Genomic DNA, 21,710 nt, shown 5'->3' with positions numbered 1-21,710 from the left:
AAAGGGGGCCTGGCGTTGCGCCACATTCTAACTTGGCTCGTTCGCGGCTATCAACGATGGATTTCACCGCTGTTTCCGCCGAGCTGTCGGTATTACCCGACGTGCTCGAATTATATGTTGCAGGCCTTGGCAAAACACGGGGCGCTTAAGGGCGGTCTAATGGGCATTGCCCGGATTTTACGCTGTCATCCGTTCGTACGGGGGGGCGTCGATCCGGTGCCGGACCATTTCACGCTGAAACGCAACGTGGCGGCTGAACAAGCCTACCGCCAGGCCATGAAGTTAGACGAGGAACACCCAGAATTCCTCAGCAAATAAAGGAGAGTTGGCATGAGCAAACGAGAAAAATCTGTACAGGTAACCATTGATGAGCAAAAGCTCCCAGACGGTGGCACCATGTCCGTGCTAAAGATTGGCGACGAGACCATCGGCACGGTAACCCCAGTTGAAGACCGGCTAGAAGCCCAACTGAACGACGGGGACGTTTACCGCGTTAAATCCGTCGATGAGGGTGTCGAGTTGCTATTAAAGGACTACCACCTGCACCGCGGTTAATAAATTTTGGTAAAGTTGGTCGGAGTGAAACGTCGAATTTCACTTCGGCCTTTATAATTAAATCAAAACCTAGTTTGAATTAAGGAGCAATCATTGTGGCAAAGAATGCGACAGAAAAACGGGGCGAGACGGAATCACGCATCGACTGGGGCATTATCTTCTGTGTCCTCATGTTGGCGCTGATTGGTGTCGCTTCGATCTACGTAGCGGCGACCCACGATAGTAGCGCCACCAGCATTACCTCAGCGGTGGTGTCCCAATTGGCTTGGTACGTGATTGGGTCGGTCGCCATCATTATCATCATGCAATTTGATTCGGAGCAACTGTGGAAAGTAGCGCCCCTCTTATACGGCTTGGGAATTTTCCTACTGCTGGCGGTGCTGGTCTTCTACAGTCGGGCTTACTATATCAACACGGGTGCCCGGAGTTGGTTTGCGATTGGGTCGCTGACCTTCCAGCCATCCGAAGTGATGAAGCCAGCGTTCATCTTGATGCTGGCGCGGGTCGTGACGGAGCACAACAATGCCAATCCGATTCACACGGTGCACACCGACTGGATTTTGATTGGCAAGCTGATTCTCTGGACCTTGCCAGTGGCAGTCCTGCTGAAATTGCAAAATGACTTTGGGACCATGCTGGTGTTCTTCGCCATCGTGGGTGGGGTCATCCTGGTTTCCGGAATCACTTGGAAAATCATTGCCCCAGCCTTTGGCGCGATTGCCGTTGTCGGGGGGACCGCGTTAGCGCTGGTCACGACCGATGGCGGGCGGAAGATTTTGGAAAAGGTCGGCTTCCAGGCCTACCAATTCTCCCGGGTCGACACCTGGCTGCATCCCGCACAAGATACCTCAAACAACGGGTATCAATTGTGGCAAAGTATGAAGGCCATCGGTTCCGGGGGTCTTACTGGGACAGGCTTCAACGTCTCACACGTGTATGTGCCCGTGCGTGAATCCGATATGATTTTCTCAGTGATTGGGGAAAACTTTGGGTTCATCGGCGGCTGTATCTTAATTTTCCTCTACTTCCTGTTGATCTACCAAATGATTCGGGTCACGTTTGATACCAAGAACGTGTTCTACGCCTACATCTCAACCGGGGTCATCATGATGATTCTGTTCCACGTGTTTGAAAACATTGGGATGAGTATCGGGCTGTTACCACTGACCGGTATTCCGTTGCCATTCGTTAGCCAAGGGGGGTCCGCGTTGATTGGGAACCTCATAGGTATTGGCTTAATCATGTCAATGCGTTATCATTATAAGAGTTACATGTTTAGTCGTAACGAATCGTTTAAGTAGAAGGAGATTATTTTCATGAGTGAAATGGTAAAGTACTTCTGGACGAAAGCAGTTAACGACGGCACTCGGATCGGTTTAACCACCGAGGGTCAAGACGAATTAGGCACCATCAAGTTTGCCAAGTTACCAGCCGTTGGCGATGACGTTAAGAAGGGTGAAAACCTGTTGAGCGTCGAAGCTGACAAGGCGGTTTCTGACATTCCTAGTCCCGTTTCCGGTAAGGTAACGGCCGTTAACGATGCTTTGGCCAACGATTTCGATGCTTTAAACGGTAGCGATACTGATGCAGCTTGGTTTGTCGACGTTCAAGAAGACTAATCCTCGCTGAAATACCAGCCGGTTCAACTCCCCACGGAGTTGAACCGGCTTTTTTTATGGGCTGGCTGGCGTTAGGTCGTTGTCATCGCCTCCGGGAGGGTGAAAATGGGCCGTGGCGCTGTGGGCGCACGTCTGGAGCCGAAGGGCGGTCTCCAGACTTACTTTGAGCCGAAGTTCACGTCTCAAAGATAGGAGTTGCCTAAGCGGAGAACCCGCTAAGGCAACTCCCACGGCTGAGCCCATTTTCACCATCCCTGCGGCTGAGACTGGTTTGGCCCGTAAAAAAGCGGGTTCACTCGGTGGGAGTGTTGGGCTGGTAGGCAGGAGGTTAGTTGTGGTCACTAACACTGAATCAGTGGTCTAATTTTCACCAATTCCGTGGTTGAAATTGGTCCGAAAAAACGGGCTCACTCAGTTGTGGAGGTGGGCTGTGCCTTATCGGTAATTGGTTTTAGATGTAGCTGTGTCATATGTTTGGGAGATACAATTGATTTGGATTGCGGCGAATAGATAATAGTTGTATGTGGCAAGATTGCGTAATATCAGCAAGTATGTAACTAGGCTTAGCTTGAGACAATTACGTGGATAGCCCATCAGAAAAGGCTAAGTTAGTGTGAGTGACCAGAGGCGGGTCAAGTTGACCAGCTGTGTCGGTGGTCTTAACTGAGTGAATTTCTCAGTTTAGAGCACGGGACGACCTGGGAGACTAGTGGGTTTCTAGGCTCCCAGGCGAGGTGGAAGACCGTCTCTCAGGCTGGAACCGCTCCCCACAGCAGGGCTGCTTGAACCCGCCGCCGGGAACGGCCATTAAAAGTTAGCGGTTTCTTAGGGGTTTAGGGGCTAGTCGGGTATAATAGAACTATTAAGGGGATTGGAGTGAGTTTCATGGAAGAAAAGAACGTTTTTCACATTAACGGTTACTTGGGTCTGATTTTAGTCCTGATTGTTTTGGCTGGTGGGGTTTACCTCAGTGTTGCCGGGATGCCCGTTTTAGGTGGGTTGTTAGTCATCATCGCCGTTTTAGGGGCTAGCAGTTTAACGATCATCAGTCCTAACCAATCCAAAGTTTTGACCTTCTTTGGCCGTTACATCGGAACGATTCGGGAGGCCGGGTTGTACCTGACCGTGCCACTGACCAACAAGTCGACGGTGTCCTTACGGGTCCGCAACTTTAACAGTGCCATTTTGAAAGTTAACGACTTACAAGGGAACCCCGTGGAAATTGCGGCGGTCATCGTGTTTAAGGTGGTCGATACCAGCAAAGCGCTGTTCGCGGTGGAAGACTACGAACAATTTGTGGAAATTCAAAGTGAATCGGCTATCCGGCACGTGGCCTCTGAATATGCCTATGATAATTTTGGCGATGGCAAGGCCCTGACGCTGCGGAGTAATCCGACCGAGGTTTCTAACCATTTAACCGAAGAACTCCAGGCACGGCTGAACGTGGCCGGGGTTGAAATCATGGAGACGCGGCTGACACATCTGGCTTACGCCACGGAAATTGCGTCCGCGATGCTGCAACGGCAACAGTCCCAGGCCATCTTATCGGCACGGAAAATCATTGTCGAAGGGGCGGTCTCCATTACGGAAGGCGCCATCGAACGGTTGGCGGCCGAAACCAATTTGGAATTAACCGATAGCCAAAAGATTCAACTGATCAACAACATGATGGTCACAATCATTAACGAACGGGGCTCTCAGCCCGTCATCAATACTGGGAAAATGGTCGAGTAGCAGGCATTAACCCAGTTAGCATTTTGCTGAGCAGGGGGTGCTCGCAAGCGTAACTGGCAGAAAAAAGATTGAACGATGGAGGTTTCTTGATGGATGAACAGGTAGCACAGGTGTTGCAGGAGCTCAGCGACTTGAATACGCAGGTGCGTAATGGCGAGGTATACCAGTCATTGGGTACCCGGTTGGGTAAGATTATGGACGACATTCACCGGCGTCGGCGGACGGCTGTCCAGTTGCCAGACGATGGGGATGATATCCAGGACATTTTAGAAGAGCTGCGGTCGCAACTCAACGACAATGTGCCGGTCACCTTGTCGCGCGCGCAAATGACCAACCTGATCGACCACCTGTCCTCCCTCGACCCCGGTCTTCGTTATCAGGGCATCAATTTCTCGCTGTATGATGCCTTGCAACAAAATGCCTTGGACAGCGGTCAGTTGACCTACCTGTTCCAACAGCTGCGGGACCCGGAAGCCTTGTTTGACCACATTCTGGAGCCGGCCAACGCCGCCGTGTTTGGTCGGGCCGGGCGCGTGGCGATGTTAGCGGTGCTGTTGCATTTCATCTCGCCAGACAAGGTGCCGGTCGACCCGGACCTTCAACCGACCGTGGTCTTGGCGGCCGCTTACCTTTGCTTGGAAACGGACACACGGGGCTTCGTGAACCACTACGGGTGGGCGCACGCCTTTACCGCCGCCACGGATCTCTTGAGCGTGCTGGCCGGTAATCAGAATCTGACGCGGGCCGACAAATTATTTTTGATGATGACCCTGATCGAACGAATCAAGCGCCTGAACACGCCGCTGATTTACGGGGAAAACGACCGCATCGCCACGTTCTTAACAGAACTGGCGAACCGTCACGACTTATACGAGGAAACACTGTTGCTGGCACTCAAGAGTTGGCGGCAACAGGTCGCCTTGCATCGCCGGCCGGATACGATTGCGGGCTGGAATCGGTTCTTTAACCGCAAGCGTTTATTGGATTCCTTGCGCCTGCAAGAGAGTCTCCCCCAGTCGCTTAAAAAATATTTAAACTCGACCATCGATTTTTTAGGCTGAATCGATTCTCAATTATTTCGAGAAATGGTATACTGAAGGCTAACCGAAATATATACGAATAGGATGAGTGACAACATGGAAACGAAAAGCAAGTTACACGTAGGTCTATTATTCGGTGGCAATTCCTCGGAGCATGACGTCTCTAAGCGTTCAGCACACAATATTTATGACGCAATGGACAAGGACCGTTACGATGTTAGTTTATTCTTACTGACCCGGGACGGCTTTGTTTTGAGCGATGCCGCATCTCGTCGCGTCTTTGATGGCGAGGACGAATTAACGGTGGCAGCCGAGGAACAAACCAAAGTAGACGCATCCAACCCATTGGCACCCATTTGGAATTTATCTCAAGCAAAGGACATCGATGTTTTCTTCCCAATTATTCATGGTAACTTGGGTGAAGACGGTACGATCCAGGGGCTTTTCCGGTTACTGAAAAAGCCTTACGTGGGGAGTGGCGTCTTAGCATCGGCCGTGGCCTTTGATAAGGATATGACGAAGCAGGTCTTGACCGCGCACGGCATCCGCAATACCAAGTACTTGGTCTTAACGCCGGAAAACCGCGACGACTACGATTACGCGACCGTTCAAGCAAAATTGGGCGACAACGTCTTCATCAAGCCAGCCAACCAGGGTTCATCAGTGGGGATTCACAAGGCAGGTAACGAAAAGGCATTCGACGAGGGCATCGCTGACGCCTTCCGGTACGATTACAAGGTCTTAGTGGAACAAACCATCGACGGTCCTGAAGAAGTCGAAATTTCCATTTTGGGTAACGAAAAGCCACAAGCTTCCAAGCTCGGGGCCATTCGGGTACCAGATTCAGACGTCTTCTACGACTACAACAACAAGTTCGTGGACGCTAGTGGCGTGACCTTTGAAGTGCCCGTTAAATTATCCGCTGACCTGACCGCTGAAATCACGCAGATGGGCTTAGACACCTACGCTGCGCTTGGTTTAAAGGGGATGGCCCGGATTGATTACCTGGTCTCCAAGGATGGCGTCCCCTACGTCGGTGAGGTCAACACCTTACCTGGGTTCACCAACATTAGCCTGTACCCACAATTGTGGCAAGCAACGGGCATCAGCTATGCCGACTTGATCGACCGTCTGATTCAATTGGGCTTAGATGAGTTTAAGTACCAAGACGAATTGGCCTATGACTTTATTCCGTTGGATGACCATTCAGCGGCATCAACTTACAAGCCAAAGAACTAACAGATTTTATGAGAAAGTCGGCGGAGCGGAAACGTTCTGACCGGCTTTTTTTGATGGAAAGGGGTGGACCGGTGTGCGGTCTTGGCGAAATGAACTGAAACGGGCGTGGACGGTTGGCATTCAAGGCCCAAACCTGGCGTTGGGGTGGGGACTCGCCGTTCTGCTGTTTACCGGGTTGCGGTTACTGGGGCAAGTGCCGGGGTGGAGCGTTGCCGGTATCGTCTTGATTTTACTGACGCTGATAGTGGGCGCCTGGCAATTAACACAGTTGGCCCTGACCCTAATTGGTCGCCGACCGGCCGCCTGGCAAAGCTGGCAACTGGTTTGGCGCAACAAGGGGACCTGGTTGTTCGTAGAACTGGGCCTGATCATCCTGACGGTACCGTTTGGTCTCTGGGGACTGAGCAGTCGCCTGCTGGTTCGCTTGCCGGTGCCCGCCATGTGGGTCAACGCTGTCGGGTTACACCGCCGGCCGGTGGGTATCGTAGTCATCATTATCTATGTGGTCGTGGCGGGGTATTGCCTCCTGTGGGGTCCACGGCATTTTCGCCGGTTGACGCCGCAAATCAGCCATCCCGGAACCCTACGGCAGATGGTGGGTGCACTATTGATCACCGCGGGGTTAACACTGACCTGGCTGATTGGGGCAGAACTACTTGTCGGCTTAAATTGGTGGTGGGGCCGGCACCTAGGTGCCGGGAGTGCGCGTTTTCTCGCCTGGGGGTCGCTCGGCCTGATTTTATTGGGCTTGTTACTGGTCACCGGTTTGAGCATCATCACGTTGGTGTGGAGCTGGTGCGGGCAGCCACCCGTTACCAGTCCCTGTAGTCCCCGTCGACAGATTGGCGCGCTGGTAGGCGTGACCGTGTTTGCCGCGGCCTGCGTCAGCACCCAAGCCATTTATCAAACACCCCAGTTCTCCCAGATGGCCCTGATCAGTCACCGGGGGGTGGATCATGGTCACGGCGTCCAAAATACGTTGGGTGCCCTGCGCTATGTCAGCCGTCAGCACCCGACCTACGTGGAAATGGACCTGCACGAGACCCGGGATCATCAGTGGGTGGTGCTTCACGATGAAAATTTAGCCACTCTCGCGGGTCGTAACGTGACACCACACTCGTTGACCCTAGCCCAACTGCAACGGCTGACAGTCCACGAAAATGGCTATCACGACCACTTGGTGAGTTGGTCGACCTACCTCAGGACGGCAGAACGCTTGCATCAGCCCTTGTTGGTGGAAATTAAGACGACCCCAGCGGATTCCAAGGGGATGGCGGCACGGTTTGCCCGGGCGTATGGCCCACGGCTGGCGGCGGATCACTCGGCGGTTCATTCGCTGGATTACCGGGTGGTGACCCAGGTGAAGCGGACCACGCCACAGTTACGCGTGGGCTACATTACACCGTTTAACTGGGTGGCGCCGTCGTCGATTCCGGCCGATTTTTACTCCTTTCAACGGATCTCCGTCAGCCAGCAGTTTATTCTGGCGGCACATCAATTGGGGGCGAAGGCCTACCTGTGGACGCCGGATTCCCGGAGCGCTATGACGCGCATGTGGGCGTTGGGGGCGGATGGTCAGATCACCAATGAGCTGTCCCGGCTGCGGGGCGTGTCTCAGCAACGGCCAGCGGCCAATTGGTGGGCGGTACTGCAGAACTTTGTGTTCAGTTACCTGTAGTGGGTGAGGCTAGTTCTAGTTCGGCCAGTGTCGTGCACAAGCGTAAGCATTAAGCTGATTAACGGCTATTGTGCGAAAAGAGTTATTGACGAATAAACGAATGAAATCAACTAATTAGAGAATTATATCCGGCTAAAGATGCCGTTTATAATTCTTTTTATATTAGAATGATAAAATGGCCTAGACAGATTAGAGTTCCTTAATAAACTGGCATATTTCTTGTATTCCGTGATAAATCCCTTATTATTAGTATTAATGATAAAGGAACCGGACTAGGCCATTATTTTTCCAGGGGAAGAGTTCTAGTTAACGAGCGTCGACGGCTAGAGCTCTCAGTCAACGCGATTCAAACGTAATGTTCGGCTTTATCAGAATTGGCAACTGACCAGCGTTACAGTACGTGAGGGAGAGAGCAGATGCGGTTATTAGGGAATAAAGTTAAGCAATATCGAAAACAAAAAAACATGTCACAGCAAGAACTGGCTGACGGAATCTGCACGCAGGCAACCGTAAGCTTGATGGAAAAGAAGAACAAGATTCCAAGCATTAAGATCATGTTGCAGGTTTGCCGCCGACTCAACGTGTCTTTAACGGACGTGTTGGCCGGGGTGGGCAGTAGCATGGACGAACAATTTGATGAAATCTCCTTGGCAATTCGGCGGAGTGACTATACCGCGGCGGCGGATTCCCTAGAAGAGATCGATATGAATGAGGTCGCCACGGCCTTTGATCGTGAACGGTACCATTACTACCGCGGGTTCATTGAACTCGGGGCGCATGGCCGGCCAGACGAAGCGATTTTTCACTTCAACCTGTTACTGCACCGGTCTTACCAGATGCCTTGGGACCTGTACGCCATCGTGGGCAACGTGGGGATGGCCGCTGCGTACTTGAAGCGTGAGGAACTGGACAAGGCCCGTTACTACTTAGGTGAGGCCGTTAGCTACCTTGATGATTTCGAGTGGCACGATGAGATTGATTTCAAACGCCTGGTTTGGGCGCGTTATCAGATTGCCCAAATGTATTTGACGCTCCAACAACCCCAACTGGTGGTTGAAAGTGTTGAGTCCGCCTTAGAGGCCGTGAAACGCCAAGCCTCGCTTTACCTGATCGATGTCTTGTACGAGGTCAAGGGACAGGCAGAACAGGCTCTGATGGCCAAGACGGCCGCCAAACGCAGTCTGATGATTGCCAAGACGTTGGCCCTGGTGACGCACAACATTCCTTTACAGGAACGGTTGGCACCGGCCGCAGGTTCATCCGTGTTCGCAGATTAAGTTAAAATTTAGCAGACCAGCAATCGGAGGAATTCGGTAGCCGGTCTTTTTTTGCGCAAAAAAACACGCCGCTGATCAACAGCGACGTGCGGAATCATCAAAAATTAAATTAAGCTTCGGGGTGGGTAACCTTAGCCGGTTGGTTATTCAGGTCGGTCCGAACGACGATAACGTCGCAAACAGCGGTCCGAGTAACGTATTCGGTAACGGAACCAATCAAGAGGCGTTCAACGGCGTTTAAACCAGTTGCCCCAATCATGATCAAATCAGTGTCATTATCCCGAGGAACGTCCCGTGCGATAATGGTCTTAGGTGCCCCATACTCAATGGCGTAGTCGATGCTTTGCAGGCCATCAGCCTTCGCATCAGCCACGTACTTGTCCAGCGTCTTCTTTGCCGTTTCCGTGACTTGTTCAACCATGCTGGTATCGAAGCTGGAAATGTTTTGGAAAGCCCGCGTATCAACAACGTGAACGAGATGTAAATCAGCATCGTTACGCTTAGCCACAGCGACCGCTTTCTTGAAAGCTAATTCGGCTTCGTAGGAACCATCAACTGGGACTAAAATGTGCTTGTATTGTTGTAACATATTGTTCACCTCTCATTACTTTATACTCTTATCATACGTTATTTGTCGGCAAATAAAAAGCGAAATGGTGAAAAATCGTAGAAAAGTGTAACCGGTTACCCCTTGGGCAGCCAGTGGGCGAGGATGAGTTGCAGCGTGATCACCACGATGACCCCCACTAGCAAGACACCGGAAATAAAAATGGTATTATTCATAATTGTGGCAACGGCGGAGACGATCCCAATCAATATCATCAGGATGCCGCCGACGTTGAGAACCCGGCTGAGTGCTGGGGATGATTCGGGATGGAAAACTAGGAAAGCTCGGTTCCGGTGACTGTAAAAGTACCAGCCGATACCAAGAGCGAGCAGGGTGTAACAAATCATTAAAATCGTAATGGCCAAGAGATGGGTCCTCCTTAAAAATTCGGTACTGTGTGACTAAGTATACCCGATTCAGCCCTTAAAATCACCACGGGTTTGTGGGGATTACTTTGGTTTTTTACCGCGCCTTACCGGTCGGCGAAAATGTGCCGGAACGCTGGGGAAGGACGCTCCAAGCCAAAGAGCGGTCTTGAAGCTCGCTTTGAACCACGAAAAGCACGTGTTTCAAAGACGCCATTCTTCGAGTGGGTCCCTCGAAGAATCCCACGGCTGAGCACATTTTCGCCGACCTCACGGCTGATATAGTGGGTTAACCACAATCACGTGGTGTTTTTCTTCTGGGGAAGCTGGATTTTTACCACGCTTTACTGGGCAGAAAAAATGGACTGGGAAGCGAGGGGCGGACGTCCCGAGCCAAAGAGCGGTCTCCAGACTTGTTTTGAGCCTCATAGAGCGCGTCTCAAAAACACCAATTTAATCTGTGGCGAGTCCACGGATTAAATTCCCCCGGCTGAGTCCATTTTTTCTGCCCTCACGGCTGAAATTGTGAGCGCCACAACCGTGAGGATTTTCTTCTGCGTAAGTTGGTTTCTCAACTGATGTTGCTGAGTTCCCGGAGGTTACCACATTTGTGTGATGGGATAATGAAACTTTATGTTATGCGAGGGCATACTATATACTGCTGATTAGCAGTGGTGATTATACATGCGTTCCGAGTAAAAGTCTGATGCGACTGGTCCTTTGACGGCTATGACGCTCGTCTGGTCAGGTGCTGGGGTCCGTGTAACCGGAGGAGGTCAGTTACGCAGCTGCCTGTCTCGGTGGTGTTAGTCGTTACAGCACGGGATGACCTTTGAGACACGTGAACCTTGTTGATTCTACGGCTGTTAGGGTGGTTACCCTAACGCTGTGGGTGGATTGGAAAAGATACTTTAGTTTTGAACTATGGAAAGTTTTTTCGTCATTTAAAGAAAGCTAGAAGGATAATCTCAATGCGGTGAAGCTCGCTGGATAATCAGCAGAGACTTAGAGAATTGAAATTGACTGACTGTTTTAGTGCGTGGTTCCGGGTTACCGGAGGAGGTCAGACATGGAGTCAGCTGTGTCGGTGGTCTTGGCTGAGGGGGTTACTCAGCCTAGAGCACGGGACGACCTTTGAGACCGTACCTTGGGCTCAAAGGCGAGGTTCCAGACCGCACCACAGGCTGGGACCGTTCCCCATAGCAGGCGGAATGCCTGACAGCCGCAGGTGACCCGGAACCGAACCAGTAGAACAGGTCAAGGACAACGAAGACAAAAGAAAAAGGCCATTCAAAGGAATGGCCTTCAAAGCAGAGCTTTGGATGATCTAAGTGGTGCCGTTAATTGTCTAGTCATGTTGACCCGCGATGACAATGCAGGGGGGAAAGCTAGCTAGAACGTCTGACTTCCAAGTGAAAAGGCATGTCATCTTTTCCAGCATTTTGCGATCCCGTTTATAGATTACTTGATCGGCAACTTGTAGTGAGACAACGCGTACACCTTAGAACCATCTGTATAGTAGCATATAAATATTAAAATTTCAATTAGTCACTGTCGGTTTGCTTGCAGAAGACGCCGATATTGTTCGGCCAACTGACTTTCAAAACGGCCATTAGTCTTGGGGTGATAGTATTCAGCGTGCTTAAGGTCGTCGGGTAAATATTGTTGTTTGACCCAGTCACCCGGAAAGTCATGGGGGAACTGGTAAGCATTGCCGTGACCTAATTTTTTTGCGCCGCTGTAATGCGCATCCTTCAATCGGTCGGGGACCGCGCCGTTGTGTCCGTTCATCACATCGGCCAGGGCGGCATCCACGGCCGCAATCCCGGAATTGGATTTTGGTGACAGACAGAGCTCAATCACCGCGTCGGCAAGGGGGATGCGCCCCTCTGGCAGGCCTAATTGTTGGGCTGCCTGTACGGCTTGAACCGTACGGGCGGCGGCTGGCAAATTGGCCATGCCAATGTCTTCGTAAGCAATGACCATCAGGCGCCGACAGATAGACGGGAGGTCGCCAGCTGCCACCAGTTGAGCCAGGTAGTGGAGCGCGGCGTCGGTATCACTACCCCGAATGGATTTTTGAAAGGCAGAAATGACATCGTAATGGGCATCACCATTTTTATCGCCGACCAGGGCCTTACGCTGAAAACAGGCCTCGGCGACTTCAAGCGTCACGTGAATCTCGCCATCGTCGGCTGGAGGCGTCGACTGGGCGGCCAGTTCGAGACCGTTCAATGCGCTCCGCAAGTCACCATTGGTGGCACCGGCCATGAAGTTCAAGGCCTCGTCGTCAACGTTTAGGTTGAGTTTGCCGAGTCCGCGAACCTCGTCGGCCATGGCACGATGAAGCGCGGTCTTGATGTCGTCTAGCGATAGCGGGTGGACCTCGAAAATTTGCGTCCGGCTCCGAATGGCCGGGTTGATGTTGATGTAGGGATTTTCGGTGGTCGCTCCAATCAGGATGATGCGTCCACTCTCCAGGTGTGGCAGCAGGAAATCCTGCTTGGTCTTATCCAGTCGGTGGATTTCGTCCAGGAGCAGGATGACGGTGCCGCTCATCTTGGCTTCTTCAGCCACGATTTGGAGATCTTTTTTGGAATCGGTGGCCGCATTTAATTTGCGAAAGGCATACTTCGTCGACCCGGCAATCGCGCTGGCGATGCTGGTCTTCCCGGTGCCCGGCGGCCCGTAGAGAATCATAGAAGATAGTAGTTTAGCCGCCACCATGCGGGCAATGATTTTGCCGGGACCGACTAAGTCCTGTTGGCCCACGACGTCTTCGAGGCGCTGGGGCCGCATGCGGTAGGCTAAGGGTTGTTGTGCCAAAAATGAGACTCCTTTCTTAGTGGCCGAGTAGTTTATCGAACCAATTTTTCTTAGGTGCAGACGTTGAATCGGTTGGTGTTTTGGCCGGATACTTTTTAGCAAGGCTGATGGGATTTTGATTGATGGCCTCGTCACTGGCCACCACTAGGCCAAGGTCTGTATCATTGACGCCGTAGATGGTGTCCTGTTTGATCGTAAATTTGAGGTTGTGTTGGCTCGCCAGCTTGAGGTAGGGCGCGAGGTCGGTCTGGTTAATGTGACCATTAAAAATAACCTGGTAGTCCGGGTGCGCAGAAATTTCCGTGATGAACGCATCCAGGCTTTGCCGGTCGGTGACTTCAGCAATCGTCATGGCCAGTGAGACTCGCTCACGGAAGGTGCCCAGGTAATGGCGTTGCTCGTCAGGATTGATTTTCGGTGTCCCATAGACAGAATTTTGTAAATGTTGTTCCATTTGACTCTTCTCAGCCATTGGTTTCCCTCTTTTCAAGTTAGTCCCATAAGTATACCATGGAATAGAAAAGACGTTTAGGAAGGGGGCTTCAGCATGTATCAGGACCAAGATTTTCACGTGTGGGACGACCAAACGCTACCCGGACGATTGGGCAAGATTCGGGCGCAGATCGACCCGAAGTTTACGGCAACGGTGGCGGACCTCGCACCCGTTTTCGCTGAACTGGCCGTGCCCATCTACGATCACATCTCGTTGCATCGCCGGCGGTCTAAGAATCCACCGCCAGACACCTGGGTGGCATTTAGTACGTCCAAACGGGGGTATAAAATGTTGCCGCACATTGAGGTAGGGTTCTGGGACGACCGGTTCTTCATCTGGTTGACCGTGTTGCAGGAGGCCAAGAATCGTCAGGCCTTACTGAGTAGTCTCAAAGAGGATACGGTGATGCAGTTGCCCGCTGGTTTTGAATGCGGCGGGGACCACACGGATAAAAATTGTGGGCAGCCGTTGACGCGGGAGACTTATCAAGAACTGATGCGCATGCAGCCGCAGAAACACGCGGAGTGGCAGGTTGGTCGCAACTTTCTGCGTGGCAGTGACTTCTTCACGGGGACGCCCGCGCAACAGGTCCAGACGATTCAGGATACGGTGCGCGCACTGTTGCCGCTGTATGATCAATTGATTCGGATTTAGTTTAGCGGTAAGCTCAAAATAATCGGAGTTTACCAGGGGATGCGCCAGTTGGCGGCATGGCCCCAGCTTGAAGGGGGAGTTTTTGTGGTAGCGTTTCTAAAACGGGTGTGGCAGAACCCGCTGACGATGATGTACATCGCGTTAATCTTGCTGATTTTTATTGCGTGGCAGGCGCACGCCTTTTTGTCACTAGCCTTGTTTACGGTGATCTTCATTTATCTGGGGAATGCCGCAATCGTGGGCATCGAGCGGCACCTGCACCTGCATCACTTGTGGGCGACACTGCTGGTGTACGTGTTGTTTCTGGGAATTTTGGTGGCGGCCTTTTCACAGATCATTCCGCCGCTGGTGTCGGAGGCCTCAAACCTGCCGAACACGATTGATAAATTAATTGATACATATCCCCAGTTGCAGAGTGAGTTGACCAGACTGATCAAGAACCTGTCGCAAAATGCGTCGGTCATCAGCAATGGAAAAAACTTACTGACCAGTGGGATGGGGCAGTTGTCTCGCTTCAGTTCGGGCGTTGAGACGATACTGTTAGCGTTCTTCTTCGGGTTTATTTTTAACCTGACGAAATTTCAGCTGCAGACCTTTGTCCACGCCTTTACCAAGAGTCGTTTTGCCAGTCTATTTGTGCCGATGGGCCAGTTGATTCTGAAATTCGTGAACATTTTTGGCACGGTATTGGAAACGCAGCTGGTTATCTGTACCATCAACACAATTCTGATGGTTTTGGGCTTGTGGATCATTGGGATGCCTAGCTTACTGATTTTAGGGATTATGGTCTTCTTCCTGGGACTGATTCCGGTTGCCGGGGTGCTGATTTCCCTGATTCCGCTGACCATCGTGGCCTTCCTGACTGGTGGGCTGATTCGCGTCGTCGAGGTCTTAGTGCTGGTCATCTTGATTCACATGTTTGAATCCTACTTCCTGCATCCCCGGTTAATGGCCAACGCCACGAACCTGCCGATCTTCGTGACGTTCATTGCCTTGATTGTCAGTGAACAACTCTTTGGCGCCTGGGGTCTGATTGTCGGGGTGCCACTGGTGGCGTTCTTCCTGGACGTGTTCGACGTACAGTTGAAACCGAAACGGGTGACGTCGGCAGAGAATGCTGAGAAATCGTAAAGCGAAACAATTATAAAATTTATATAAGCGATAACCAGACTTTTAAATTTGAGAAGCTGGTCATCGCTTTTTGATTATCTTTGAAAAATATCATTTCAACACGGTGTTACCAGCAGTATACTTAACCCATAACAGGATGGAGGAAAGATGATGAAAATTGCTAAGATGGTCATTGCATTAACTATCCCATTGCTAGGGGTGGGACTAACCGTGCCAACAACGGTTAATGCATCTGCTTGGAAAAAGGGGACGCCCAAAGCGGTTCGGGGAGACTGGTATAACAAGGGCGTTCAAAATAAGCATGTCAATATCGGATGGACTGATTTTTCTGCTACTAAGCATGAGTTTGGCGTTGGTCATATGGGGATGCCGACCGTGACGGTTTATCATCCTTTTTATAAGCACACGAAGAACACCTACTTTTTAAAAGGGTACGCGAAGAAGATTGGCTTGTGGCCTGGTAGAAACATTATGTACAAACTGGTCAGAAAAGGCCATCATTTTCAACTCAAAGGAATTAAAGGGGCATTCGATGATGTGCCAGTCTACAGGCAGTCATCTCACAAATAAATTTCCAAAATAAAAAGGCCCCGCCAAAGGCGAGACCTTTTCTAAACCAGTCAGAATTAATCTTAACGGTTGTAGTATTCAACGATAAGAGATTCGTCAAGTTCTGCATCTAATTCTTCACGTTGAGGGAAGCGGGTAAGGGAACCTTCCAGCTTGTCAGCGTCGAATTCGACGTATTGTGGACGACCAACAACGGCTTCAACAGCGCCCTTGATGATAGTCATGTCCTTAGACTTGTCACGAACGGAGATGATTTGGCCAACTTCGACTTCGTATGAAGGGATGTCAACGCGCTTACCATCAACGGTGATGTGACCATGGTTAACCAATTGACGAGCTTGACGACGAGTCGTAGCCAAACCTAAACGGTAAACCATGTTGTCCAGACGACGTTCGAGCAAGATTAAGAAGTTCGTACCATGGGTACCTTCAGAGATCTTGCCGGCACGCTTGAACAAGTTGTAGAATTGACGTTCAGTCATGCCGTAAGTGAACCGGAGCTTTTGCTTTTCACGCAATTGCGTACCGTATTCAGAAAGCTTCTTTTGACGTCCTTGACCATGATCACCAGGTGCGTAAGGACGACGGTTTAATTCTTTACCAGTGCCGGAAAGGGATACCCCTAAACGACGAGAAAGGCGCCAGCTTGGGCCAGTGTAACGAGACATAGATAGTTCCTCCAATAAAATATTATTTGGAGTAAAATAAGCTGTATATAAGTTTAGTATTCGTGCAGGTTGCTTTGCAGGTTTCACCGTATGCAGCCGCAGGTTACTTCCTGAACCAATGTAACGGCAACAATCTGTTGACGAGCTTACCACTTATCGCTGCATTATTTTACACAACGAGCAGTATAACCTGAAGTACTATGCTTTGTCAACGTGTTTCAACAGAACCCGGGCGAATTCTTCCAAAACGGCCTGATCTGCCGCGCTGAACCGGTCGATGCTGGGGGAGTCGATGTCCATGACGCCCAGCTTCGTGCCATCGGCCAAGGTTAAGGGAACGACGACCTCGGCATTACTGGCAGAGTCACAGGCAATGTGGCCAGCAAATTTGTGGACATCGGCAACTCGTTGGACTTCCTGGGTCGCTAACGCGGTGCCACACACGCCGTGGTTATTTTCAATATGAACGCAGGCGACGTTGCCCTGGAAGGGGCCAAGAATCAAGTCGTCCGTGGCCGCCTGATACAGGTAAAAGCCCGCCCAGTTCACGTCCGTCAAGGTTTGCTTGAGGAGTGCAGCGGCGTTGGATAGGTTGGCGACGAGGTTCGTTTCCTCATATAACAAAGCGTCAATTTGTTCGGTGATTAATGGATTAATTGCATCACTCATAGAAAGGCCTCCAAAGTTTAATGAATAAAATGTTCGAATATAGGGAAAACGTTAAGGGAATCGTGAAAACGTAGTGAAGCCTAGGCGTGACTTATGCTATAATCGAAATTAGATTAAATTGTAAAATGAACCGAGTTATTTTGCAACTCGTTAAATGATGAAATGCTGATGAAGGATGGGGTCAATTATGGTAGGTGTGTTGATTGGAATCGTGATACTTGCGATTGTCGTCTACGTGGGTGTGCTGGTTTACCAGCAGCGTATTCGCAAACAAGTTGTTGCGTTAACCACAAAAAAGGCGTCGATGGTGGCAATTCCCTTGGCGGATGAACTGAAGCTGGTTGGGCAATTAAGCCTGACGGGCCAGTCTTTGGAGCAGTTCCAGCAACTACAAGCGGATTATCAGGACATCACTGAGAACCGTTTCAAGCGCATTGACCAGGAATTGACCCAATTACTGAAGGACTCACGTGGTGTGAACCTGATACAACTGCGCCAGCGGCTGACCAAGATTACGTTGCTGGTTAAACAGACTGACGAGTTGGTGCAAGACGTTCAGGCCAAACTGGCCAGCTTACAGGAAGTTGATAAGCAACACCGTGAAGCCGTCCGCGACTTGGAAAAGAAGTACCAAGACCTGCGGAAAACGTTGTTGGCTAAAAACTTTGCGTTTGGCCCCAGCATTGATGGCTTAGAGGAACGCTTAGGCCAACTTGAGGGGAACTTTGATACGTTTACCCGTTTGACCCAAGAAGGGGACCACGAGCGGGCTGCGGACGTGTTGACCCAACTCCAAGAGGATACGACAAACTTGGAAGACTTGATTGCAGCCATTCCGCCATTATATAAGGATTTGACCGTAGTTTACCCGGATCAAATCAAAGAACTAACCGGTGGCTTCCAACAGCTGAGTAACGAACATTATCAATTCGGTGATCAAGATGTTCCCGGCCTGATTCATGACGCTGAAGAACATGTCAAAGATAATTTAAACACATTAAATGATTTGCGGCCCGAGGATGCGAAGGTCGTCAATGACCGGATTGCTAAACAAATCGACCAAATTTACGACCTGATGCAAACGGAAATGGACGCCAAGGACCCGGTTGAAACGAATCTGGACCGCGTTGCCAAGTTCATTGCCCACGCGCAAAACCAAAGCCACTCCCTGTTAAATGAGTTGGATCGGTTGAGCCAGAACTATACGTTGGACCACCAGGAGTTGGAAACGGCCCGGGAGTTGAACGAACAGCTGCGGGGCATCGATGGCATTTACCAACAAGATGTTCAGGCGTTGACCGGTAAGACGGCCACGTTCTCCCAGGTGCTGGAACACCAGAATCAACAGGAGAAGGAACTCAAGCAAATCGAAGAACAACAGGCAGACATTTTGAAGAGTGTGGCCGGGTTGGCCGACGAAGAGCGGCAGGCGCGTGACACCTTACAACAGTTTGACTTCAACCTCCACAGTTTGCGGCGGCAAGTTGAGAACCTGAATCTGCCCGGCATTCCCCAAGCCTACTTGGATTATTTCTTTGTAGTGCGGGATGAAGTGGCCCAACTGGCGACCGATATGGATCAGCCCCAGATTGACATGGAGCGGATCACCAAGCAGTTATTGATCATCCAAACGGACCTGGACACGCTCCAGGAAAAGACGGATGATTTGATTGACAGCTCACAATTAGCCGAACAACTGTTACAGTATGCGAACCGTTACCAGACCAGTCACGATAACGTGGCCGAGGCTAGTCAAAAGGCCGAGAACTTATTTGAAAAGAAGTTCGAATACGCTCAGGCCCTGGAAACGATTGCGACGGTCTTGAACGAAGTTGAACCCGGGTCATACAAGCGTTTAGAAGACGCCTACTACGACCGTAAGGGAACGGCTAAGCCCAAGCGACGGTTAGAAGACAACAATTAAATCGAGAAAGCCTCACTCGGACCCCATCCAGTGAGGCTTCTTTTTTCGGTCAAAGTGAAACCCCTTTCAACGAAATGCCCAGGGGGCAAAGGCTTGTGGTTCGCTGGATTTGTGTTTATAATGAGAAAGAATTTCTATCGGAGTCGAACCAATAGAAGAAGATAAGAGGGTTCAGCATGATTTATTTTGATAACAGTGCAACCACCAAGGCAGCGCCCGAAGTGGTTGATACTTACGCGAAGGTCAGCCAGAATTACTGGGGGAACCCATCAAGTTTGCACAAATTTGGTGAACAGGCATTCAACCTGTTAGAACAATCCCGCCAGCAAATCGCTGACCTGGTTGGTGCCAAGCTGAGTGAAATTCTCTTCACCAGTGGGGGTACCGAAGGCGACAACTGGGCCATTAAGGGTACCGCGATGGCTAAGAAGGAATTTGGGAACCACCTGATCACCACCGAAGTGGAACATCCAGCCGTGCACAATTCCATGGAACAACTGAAGCAGGAAGGCTTTGAAGTCACTTACCTGCCCGTTGATGAAAATGGCCGGGTGTCCGCTGCGGACTTACGGGCCGCTATCAAGCCCACCACGATTCTGGTGTCCACGATGGCCGTCAATAATGAAATTGGGGCCATCCAACCCCTCGATGAAATCGCCGATGTCCTGCGGGACTTCCCACGGATTCACTGGCATATCGATGCGGTTCAAGGGATTGGGAAGGGCTTAGCCGACAAGATCTTTAACGACCGGGTCGACTTTGTGACGTTCTCTGGGCACAAGTTCCATGCGCCTCGCGGTATCGGGTTCATGTACAAACGCCAAGGTCGGACCATTACGCCACTGATGGCCGGTGGGGGTCAGGAACGGAATCTGCGTTCCGGGACCGAAAACCTGCCCGCCATTGCCGCTATGGCCAAGGCTTTACGGTTGTTATTGGCCGATGAATCCGCTAAGGTCAAGCGCCAACGTGAGATTCGGTTGGCCATCTTACACCACGTCGAGAGCTTCCCGAACGTGACGATTTTCTCTAAGGATTTGCCCGTCTTCGCTCCCCACATTCTGTGCTTTGCGATTGCCGGCGTCCGGGGTGAAACCATCGTGCATGCTTTTGAGGAACACGACATCTACATTTCAACGACCAGTGCTTGCTCTTCTAAAAAGCACGTCGAATCCAGCACGCTGCAGGCCATGAAGGTCGACGATGGGATTGCCACCAGCGCCGTGCGGATTTCATTGGACGAACACAACACCATGGCGGAAGCCGAAAAATTTAACCAAGTCTTTGATGAACTGTACACGCAGTTTGCCAAGTTAAGCTAAATCACGAAAGGGGTCGCGCAATGGAATACAGCGAAATTATGGTCCGTTACGGCGAGCTGTCAACGAAAGGGAAGAACAAGAAAGACTTTATCAAGCAGCTGGGGCAAAATGTCCGCAAGGCGCTCAGCACGTTTGACAGTCTGGAAATTCGGGCCCAACACGACCGCTTGCACGTTACCTTAAATGGGGCGGATTCAGAAGCCGTTATGAACCGGCTGAAGGGCGTTTTCGGGATCGAAAACTTCTCGCCTTCGGTCAAGGTTGATAAGGATATTGACGAAATTAAAGCCACGGCGATTGCCATGGTCAAAGAAGTCTTCAAGCCAGGCATGACCTTTAAGATCAACACCCGGCGGCAAGACAAAGAATTTGAATATGATACCTACCAAATGAACGGGATCCTTGGGGATGCGGTCCTTGAAGGCGTTCCGGGGTTGACCGTTCAAATGAAGCACCCCGACCTGGAGTTACGGGTCGAAGTGCGGATGAACGGGGTCTTCCTGTCCGGCGAAACGATTCATGGTGCCGGCGGGCTGCCCGTTGGGACCGGTGGTAAGGCCGTCATGATGCTTTCTGGTGGGATCGACTCACCCGTTGCGTCTTACTACGCCCTTCGTCGTGGGGTCAAGATTGATATGGTGCACTTCTTCAGTCCGCCATACACTTCTGAACAAGCTTTGGCCAAGGCCAAGGAACTGACGGCGCGGTTGGCCGGCTACTCTGGGGGAATTCAATTCATCCAGGTGCCATTTACCAAGATCCAAGAGACCATCAAGGAAAAGGTGCCCGAGGGTTACCTGATGACGGTCCAACGTCGCCTGATGTTACGGTTGACGGCAGCGATTGCGGAGAAGCGGCACGCCAAGGGAATCTTTAACGGGGAGTCTCTGGGCCAAGTGGCTTCACAAACGTTGGAAAGTATGGCGGCCATCAATGATGTGACGTCCATGCCAATCCTGCGGCCACTGCTGTCCATGGACAAGACGGAAATCATCAAGGTTGCCGAAGATATCGACACCTATGACCTGTCTATCTTGCCATACGAAGACTGCTGTACCATCTTCACGCCACCAGCACCCAAGACGCATCCCGACTTGGAAAAGTCCCGGAAGTACGAAGGGTACATTGACGTGGAGGGCTTGATGCAGGAAGCACTCGACGGGATTACCGTAACGGAAATCCGGCCAGGGGACAACTACCTGAACCAAAACGAAGATGTCTTCGCAGAATTACTTTAACCAGAATTTGAGAGGGGCTGTGCCGGTTGGCATGGTCCTTTTTTTGTTTTTGTAATGATTTTTGGCGAATGACATTAGTGGTTTTGTGAACGGAAATTGCT

Annotated in this window: 21 protein-coding genes; 15 read left to right on the top strand and 6 right to left on the bottom strand. The window is 51.0% G+C overall.

Annotated features, from left to right (window positions below):
- The first annotated feature begins 15 nt into the window (after window positions 1–15).
- The 9 genes from yidD to ACEPST_RS00895 all read left to right on the top strand — a co-directional run bounded on the left by yidD (window position 16) and on the right by ACEPST_RS00895 (window position 9,142).
- Window positions 16–318, top strand: coding sequence for a membrane protein insertion efficiency factor YidD (yidD, locus tag ACEPST_RS00935; protein WP_204121421.1), 303 nt, complete (start codon window positions 16–18; stop codon window positions 316–318).
- Window positions 319–330: 12 nt separating this feature from the next.
- Window positions 331–555: a DUF2969 domain-containing protein gene (locus ACEPST_RS00930; protein WP_125766032.1), complete on the top strand. Its 225-nt coding sequence runs from the start codon at window positions 331–333 to the stop codon at window positions 553–555.
- A 95-nt stretch (window positions 556–650) separates the two neighbouring features.
- A complete protein-coding gene (locus ACEPST_RS00925) occupies window positions 651–1,856 on the top strand; it encodes an FtsW/RodA/SpoVE family cell cycle protein (protein WP_204121420.1) in 1,206 nt (401 codons plus the stop codon).
- 15 nt (window positions 1,857–1,871) lie between these two features.
- Window positions 1,872–2,174 carry a glycine cleavage system protein H gene (locus ACEPST_RS00920; RefSeq protein ID WP_125766030.1) on the top strand — a complete coding sequence of 101 codons (303 nt, stop codon included), beginning with the start codon at window positions 1,872–1,874 and terminating at the stop codon, window positions 2,172–2,174.
- Between the two features lie 885 nt (window positions 2,175–3,059).
- On the top strand, window positions 3,060–3,908 hold the full coding sequence (locus ACEPST_RS00915) for an SPFH domain-containing protein (RefSeq protein WP_204121419.1): 849 nt from the start codon (window positions 3,060–3,062) through the stop codon (window positions 3,906–3,908).
- A gap of 89 nt (window positions 3,909–3,997) precedes the next feature.
- A complete protein-coding gene (locus tag ACEPST_RS00910; RefSeq protein ID WP_203646128.1) occupies window positions 3,998–4,969 on the top strand; it encodes a DUF2785 domain-containing protein in 972 nt (323 codons plus the stop codon).
- 75 nt (window positions 4,970–5,044) lie between these two features.
- Window positions 5,045–6,187, top strand: a complete 1,143-nt coding sequence (locus tag ACEPST_RS00905; protein ID WP_203646127.1) for a D-alanine--D-alanine ligase family protein — start codon at window positions 5,045–5,047, stop codon at window positions 6,185–6,187.
- Between the two features lie 73 nt (window positions 6,188–6,260).
- Window positions 6,261–7,865 (top strand): glycerophosphodiester phosphodiesterase, encoded by a 1,605-nt coding sequence (locus tag ACEPST_RS00900; protein ID WP_239064516.1) that lies wholly within the window; start codon window positions 6,261–6,263, stop codon window positions 7,863–7,865.
- Window positions 7,866–8,281: 416 nt separating this feature from the next.
- The gene (locus ACEPST_RS00895) at window positions 8,282–9,142 is read left to right on the top strand and encodes a helix-turn-helix transcriptional regulator (protein ID WP_203646126.1); all 861 of its coding nucleotides are present in this window, start codon (window positions 8,282–8,284) and stop codon (window positions 9,140–9,142) included.
- A 109-nt stretch (window positions 9,143–9,251) separates the two neighbouring features.
- On the opposite strand, the gene ACEPST_RS00890 is transcribed toward ACEPST_RS00895, so the two are convergent.
- The 4 genes from ACEPST_RS00890 to ACEPST_RS00875 all read right to left on the bottom strand — a co-directional run bounded on the left by ACEPST_RS00890 (window position 9,252) and on the right by ACEPST_RS00875 (window position 13,412).
- Window positions 9,252–9,731 (bottom strand): universal stress protein, encoded by a 480-nt coding sequence (locus ACEPST_RS00890; protein WP_125766025.1) that lies wholly within the window; start codon window positions 9,729–9,731, stop codon window positions 9,252–9,254.
- 95 nt (window positions 9,732–9,826) lie between these two features.
- Window positions 9,827–10,114 carry a hypothetical protein gene (locus tag ACEPST_RS00885; RefSeq protein ID WP_204121418.1) on the bottom strand — a complete coding sequence of 96 codons (288 nt, stop codon included), beginning with the start codon at window positions 10,112–10,114 and terminating at the stop codon, window positions 9,827–9,829.
- Between the two features lie 1,548 nt (window positions 10,115–11,662).
- Complete coding sequence (locus tag ACEPST_RS00880; protein ID WP_204121433.1) at window positions 11,663–12,913, bottom strand: replication-associated recombination protein A; 1,251 nt, start codon at window positions 12,911–12,913, stop codon at window positions 11,663–11,665.
- Window positions 12,914–12,956: 43 nt separating this feature from the next.
- The gene (locus ACEPST_RS00875; RefSeq protein ID WP_204121417.1) at window positions 12,957–13,412 is read right to left on the bottom strand and encodes a YueI family protein; all 456 of its coding nucleotides are present in this window, start codon (window positions 13,410–13,412) and stop codon (window positions 12,957–12,959) included.
- Between the two features lie 75 nt (window positions 13,413–13,487).
- Here ACEPST_RS00875 and ACEPST_RS00870 point away from each other — a divergent pair, with 75 nt between their 5' ends.
- The 3 genes from ACEPST_RS00870 to ACEPST_RS00860 all read left to right on the top strand — a co-directional run bounded on the left by ACEPST_RS00870 (window position 13,488) and on the right by ACEPST_RS00860 (window position 15,788).
- A complete protein-coding gene (locus ACEPST_RS00870) occupies window positions 13,488–14,087 on the top strand; it encodes a DUF1054 family protein (RefSeq protein ID WP_203646124.1) in 600 nt (199 codons plus the stop codon).
- Window positions 14,088–14,171: 84 nt separating this feature from the next.
- Window positions 14,172–15,218, top strand: coding sequence for an AI-2E family transporter (locus ACEPST_RS00865; protein ID WP_204121416.1), 1,047 nt, complete (start codon window positions 14,172–14,174; stop codon window positions 15,216–15,218).
- A 147-nt stretch (window positions 15,219–15,365) separates the two neighbouring features.
- Window positions 15,366–15,788 (top strand): hypothetical protein, encoded by a 423-nt coding sequence (locus tag ACEPST_RS00860; RefSeq protein WP_204121415.1) that lies wholly within the window; start codon window positions 15,366–15,368, stop codon window positions 15,786–15,788.
- Between the two features lie 62 nt (window positions 15,789–15,850).
- On the opposite strand, the gene rpsD is transcribed toward ACEPST_RS00860, so the two are convergent.
- Both rpsD and ACEPST_RS00850 read right to left on the bottom strand, forming a co-directional pair.
- Window positions 15,851–16,456, bottom strand: coding sequence for a 30S ribosomal protein S4 (rpsD, locus tag ACEPST_RS00855; protein ID WP_203646121.1), 606 nt, complete (start codon window positions 16,454–16,456; stop codon window positions 15,851–15,853).
- Window positions 16,457–16,654: 198 nt separating this feature from the next.
- Complete coding sequence (locus ACEPST_RS00850) at window positions 16,655–17,125, bottom strand: GAF domain-containing protein (protein ID WP_395390458.1); 471 nt, start codon at window positions 17,123–17,125, stop codon at window positions 16,655–16,657.
- A 187-nt stretch (window positions 17,126–17,312) separates the two neighbouring features.
- On the opposite strand from ACEPST_RS00850, the gene ezrA reads away from it, so the two are divergent.
- The 3 genes from ezrA to thiI all read left to right on the top strand — a co-directional run bounded on the left by ezrA (window position 17,313) and on the right by thiI (window position 21,609).
- Window positions 17,313–19,049, top strand: a complete 1,737-nt coding sequence (gene ezrA / locus ACEPST_RS00845) for a septation ring formation regulator EzrA (RefSeq protein ID WP_204121414.1) — start codon at window positions 17,313–17,315, stop codon at window positions 19,047–19,049.
- Window positions 19,050–19,225: 176 nt separating this feature from the next.
- On the top strand, window positions 19,226–20,371 hold the full coding sequence (locus tag ACEPST_RS00840; protein ID WP_204121413.1) for a cysteine desulfurase family protein: 1,146 nt from the start codon (window positions 19,226–19,228) through the stop codon (window positions 20,369–20,371).
- A gap of 20 nt (window positions 20,372–20,391) precedes the next feature.
- On the top strand, window positions 20,392–21,609 hold the full coding sequence (thiI, locus tag ACEPST_RS00835) for a tRNA uracil 4-sulfurtransferase ThiI (protein ID WP_203646118.1): 1,218 nt from the start codon (window positions 20,392–20,394) through the stop codon (window positions 21,607–21,609).
- Window positions 21,610–21,710 lie beyond the last annotated feature (101 nt).

Origin of the sequence: Levilactobacillus sp. FUA 3915 (assembly GCF_044053135.1) — a bacterium.
Classification (GTDB): Bacteria; Bacillota; Bacilli; order Lactobacillales; family Lactobacillaceae; genus Levilactobacillus; species Levilactobacillus lanxiensis.
This window is presented reverse-complemented; position numbering and strand designations above follow the sequence as displayed.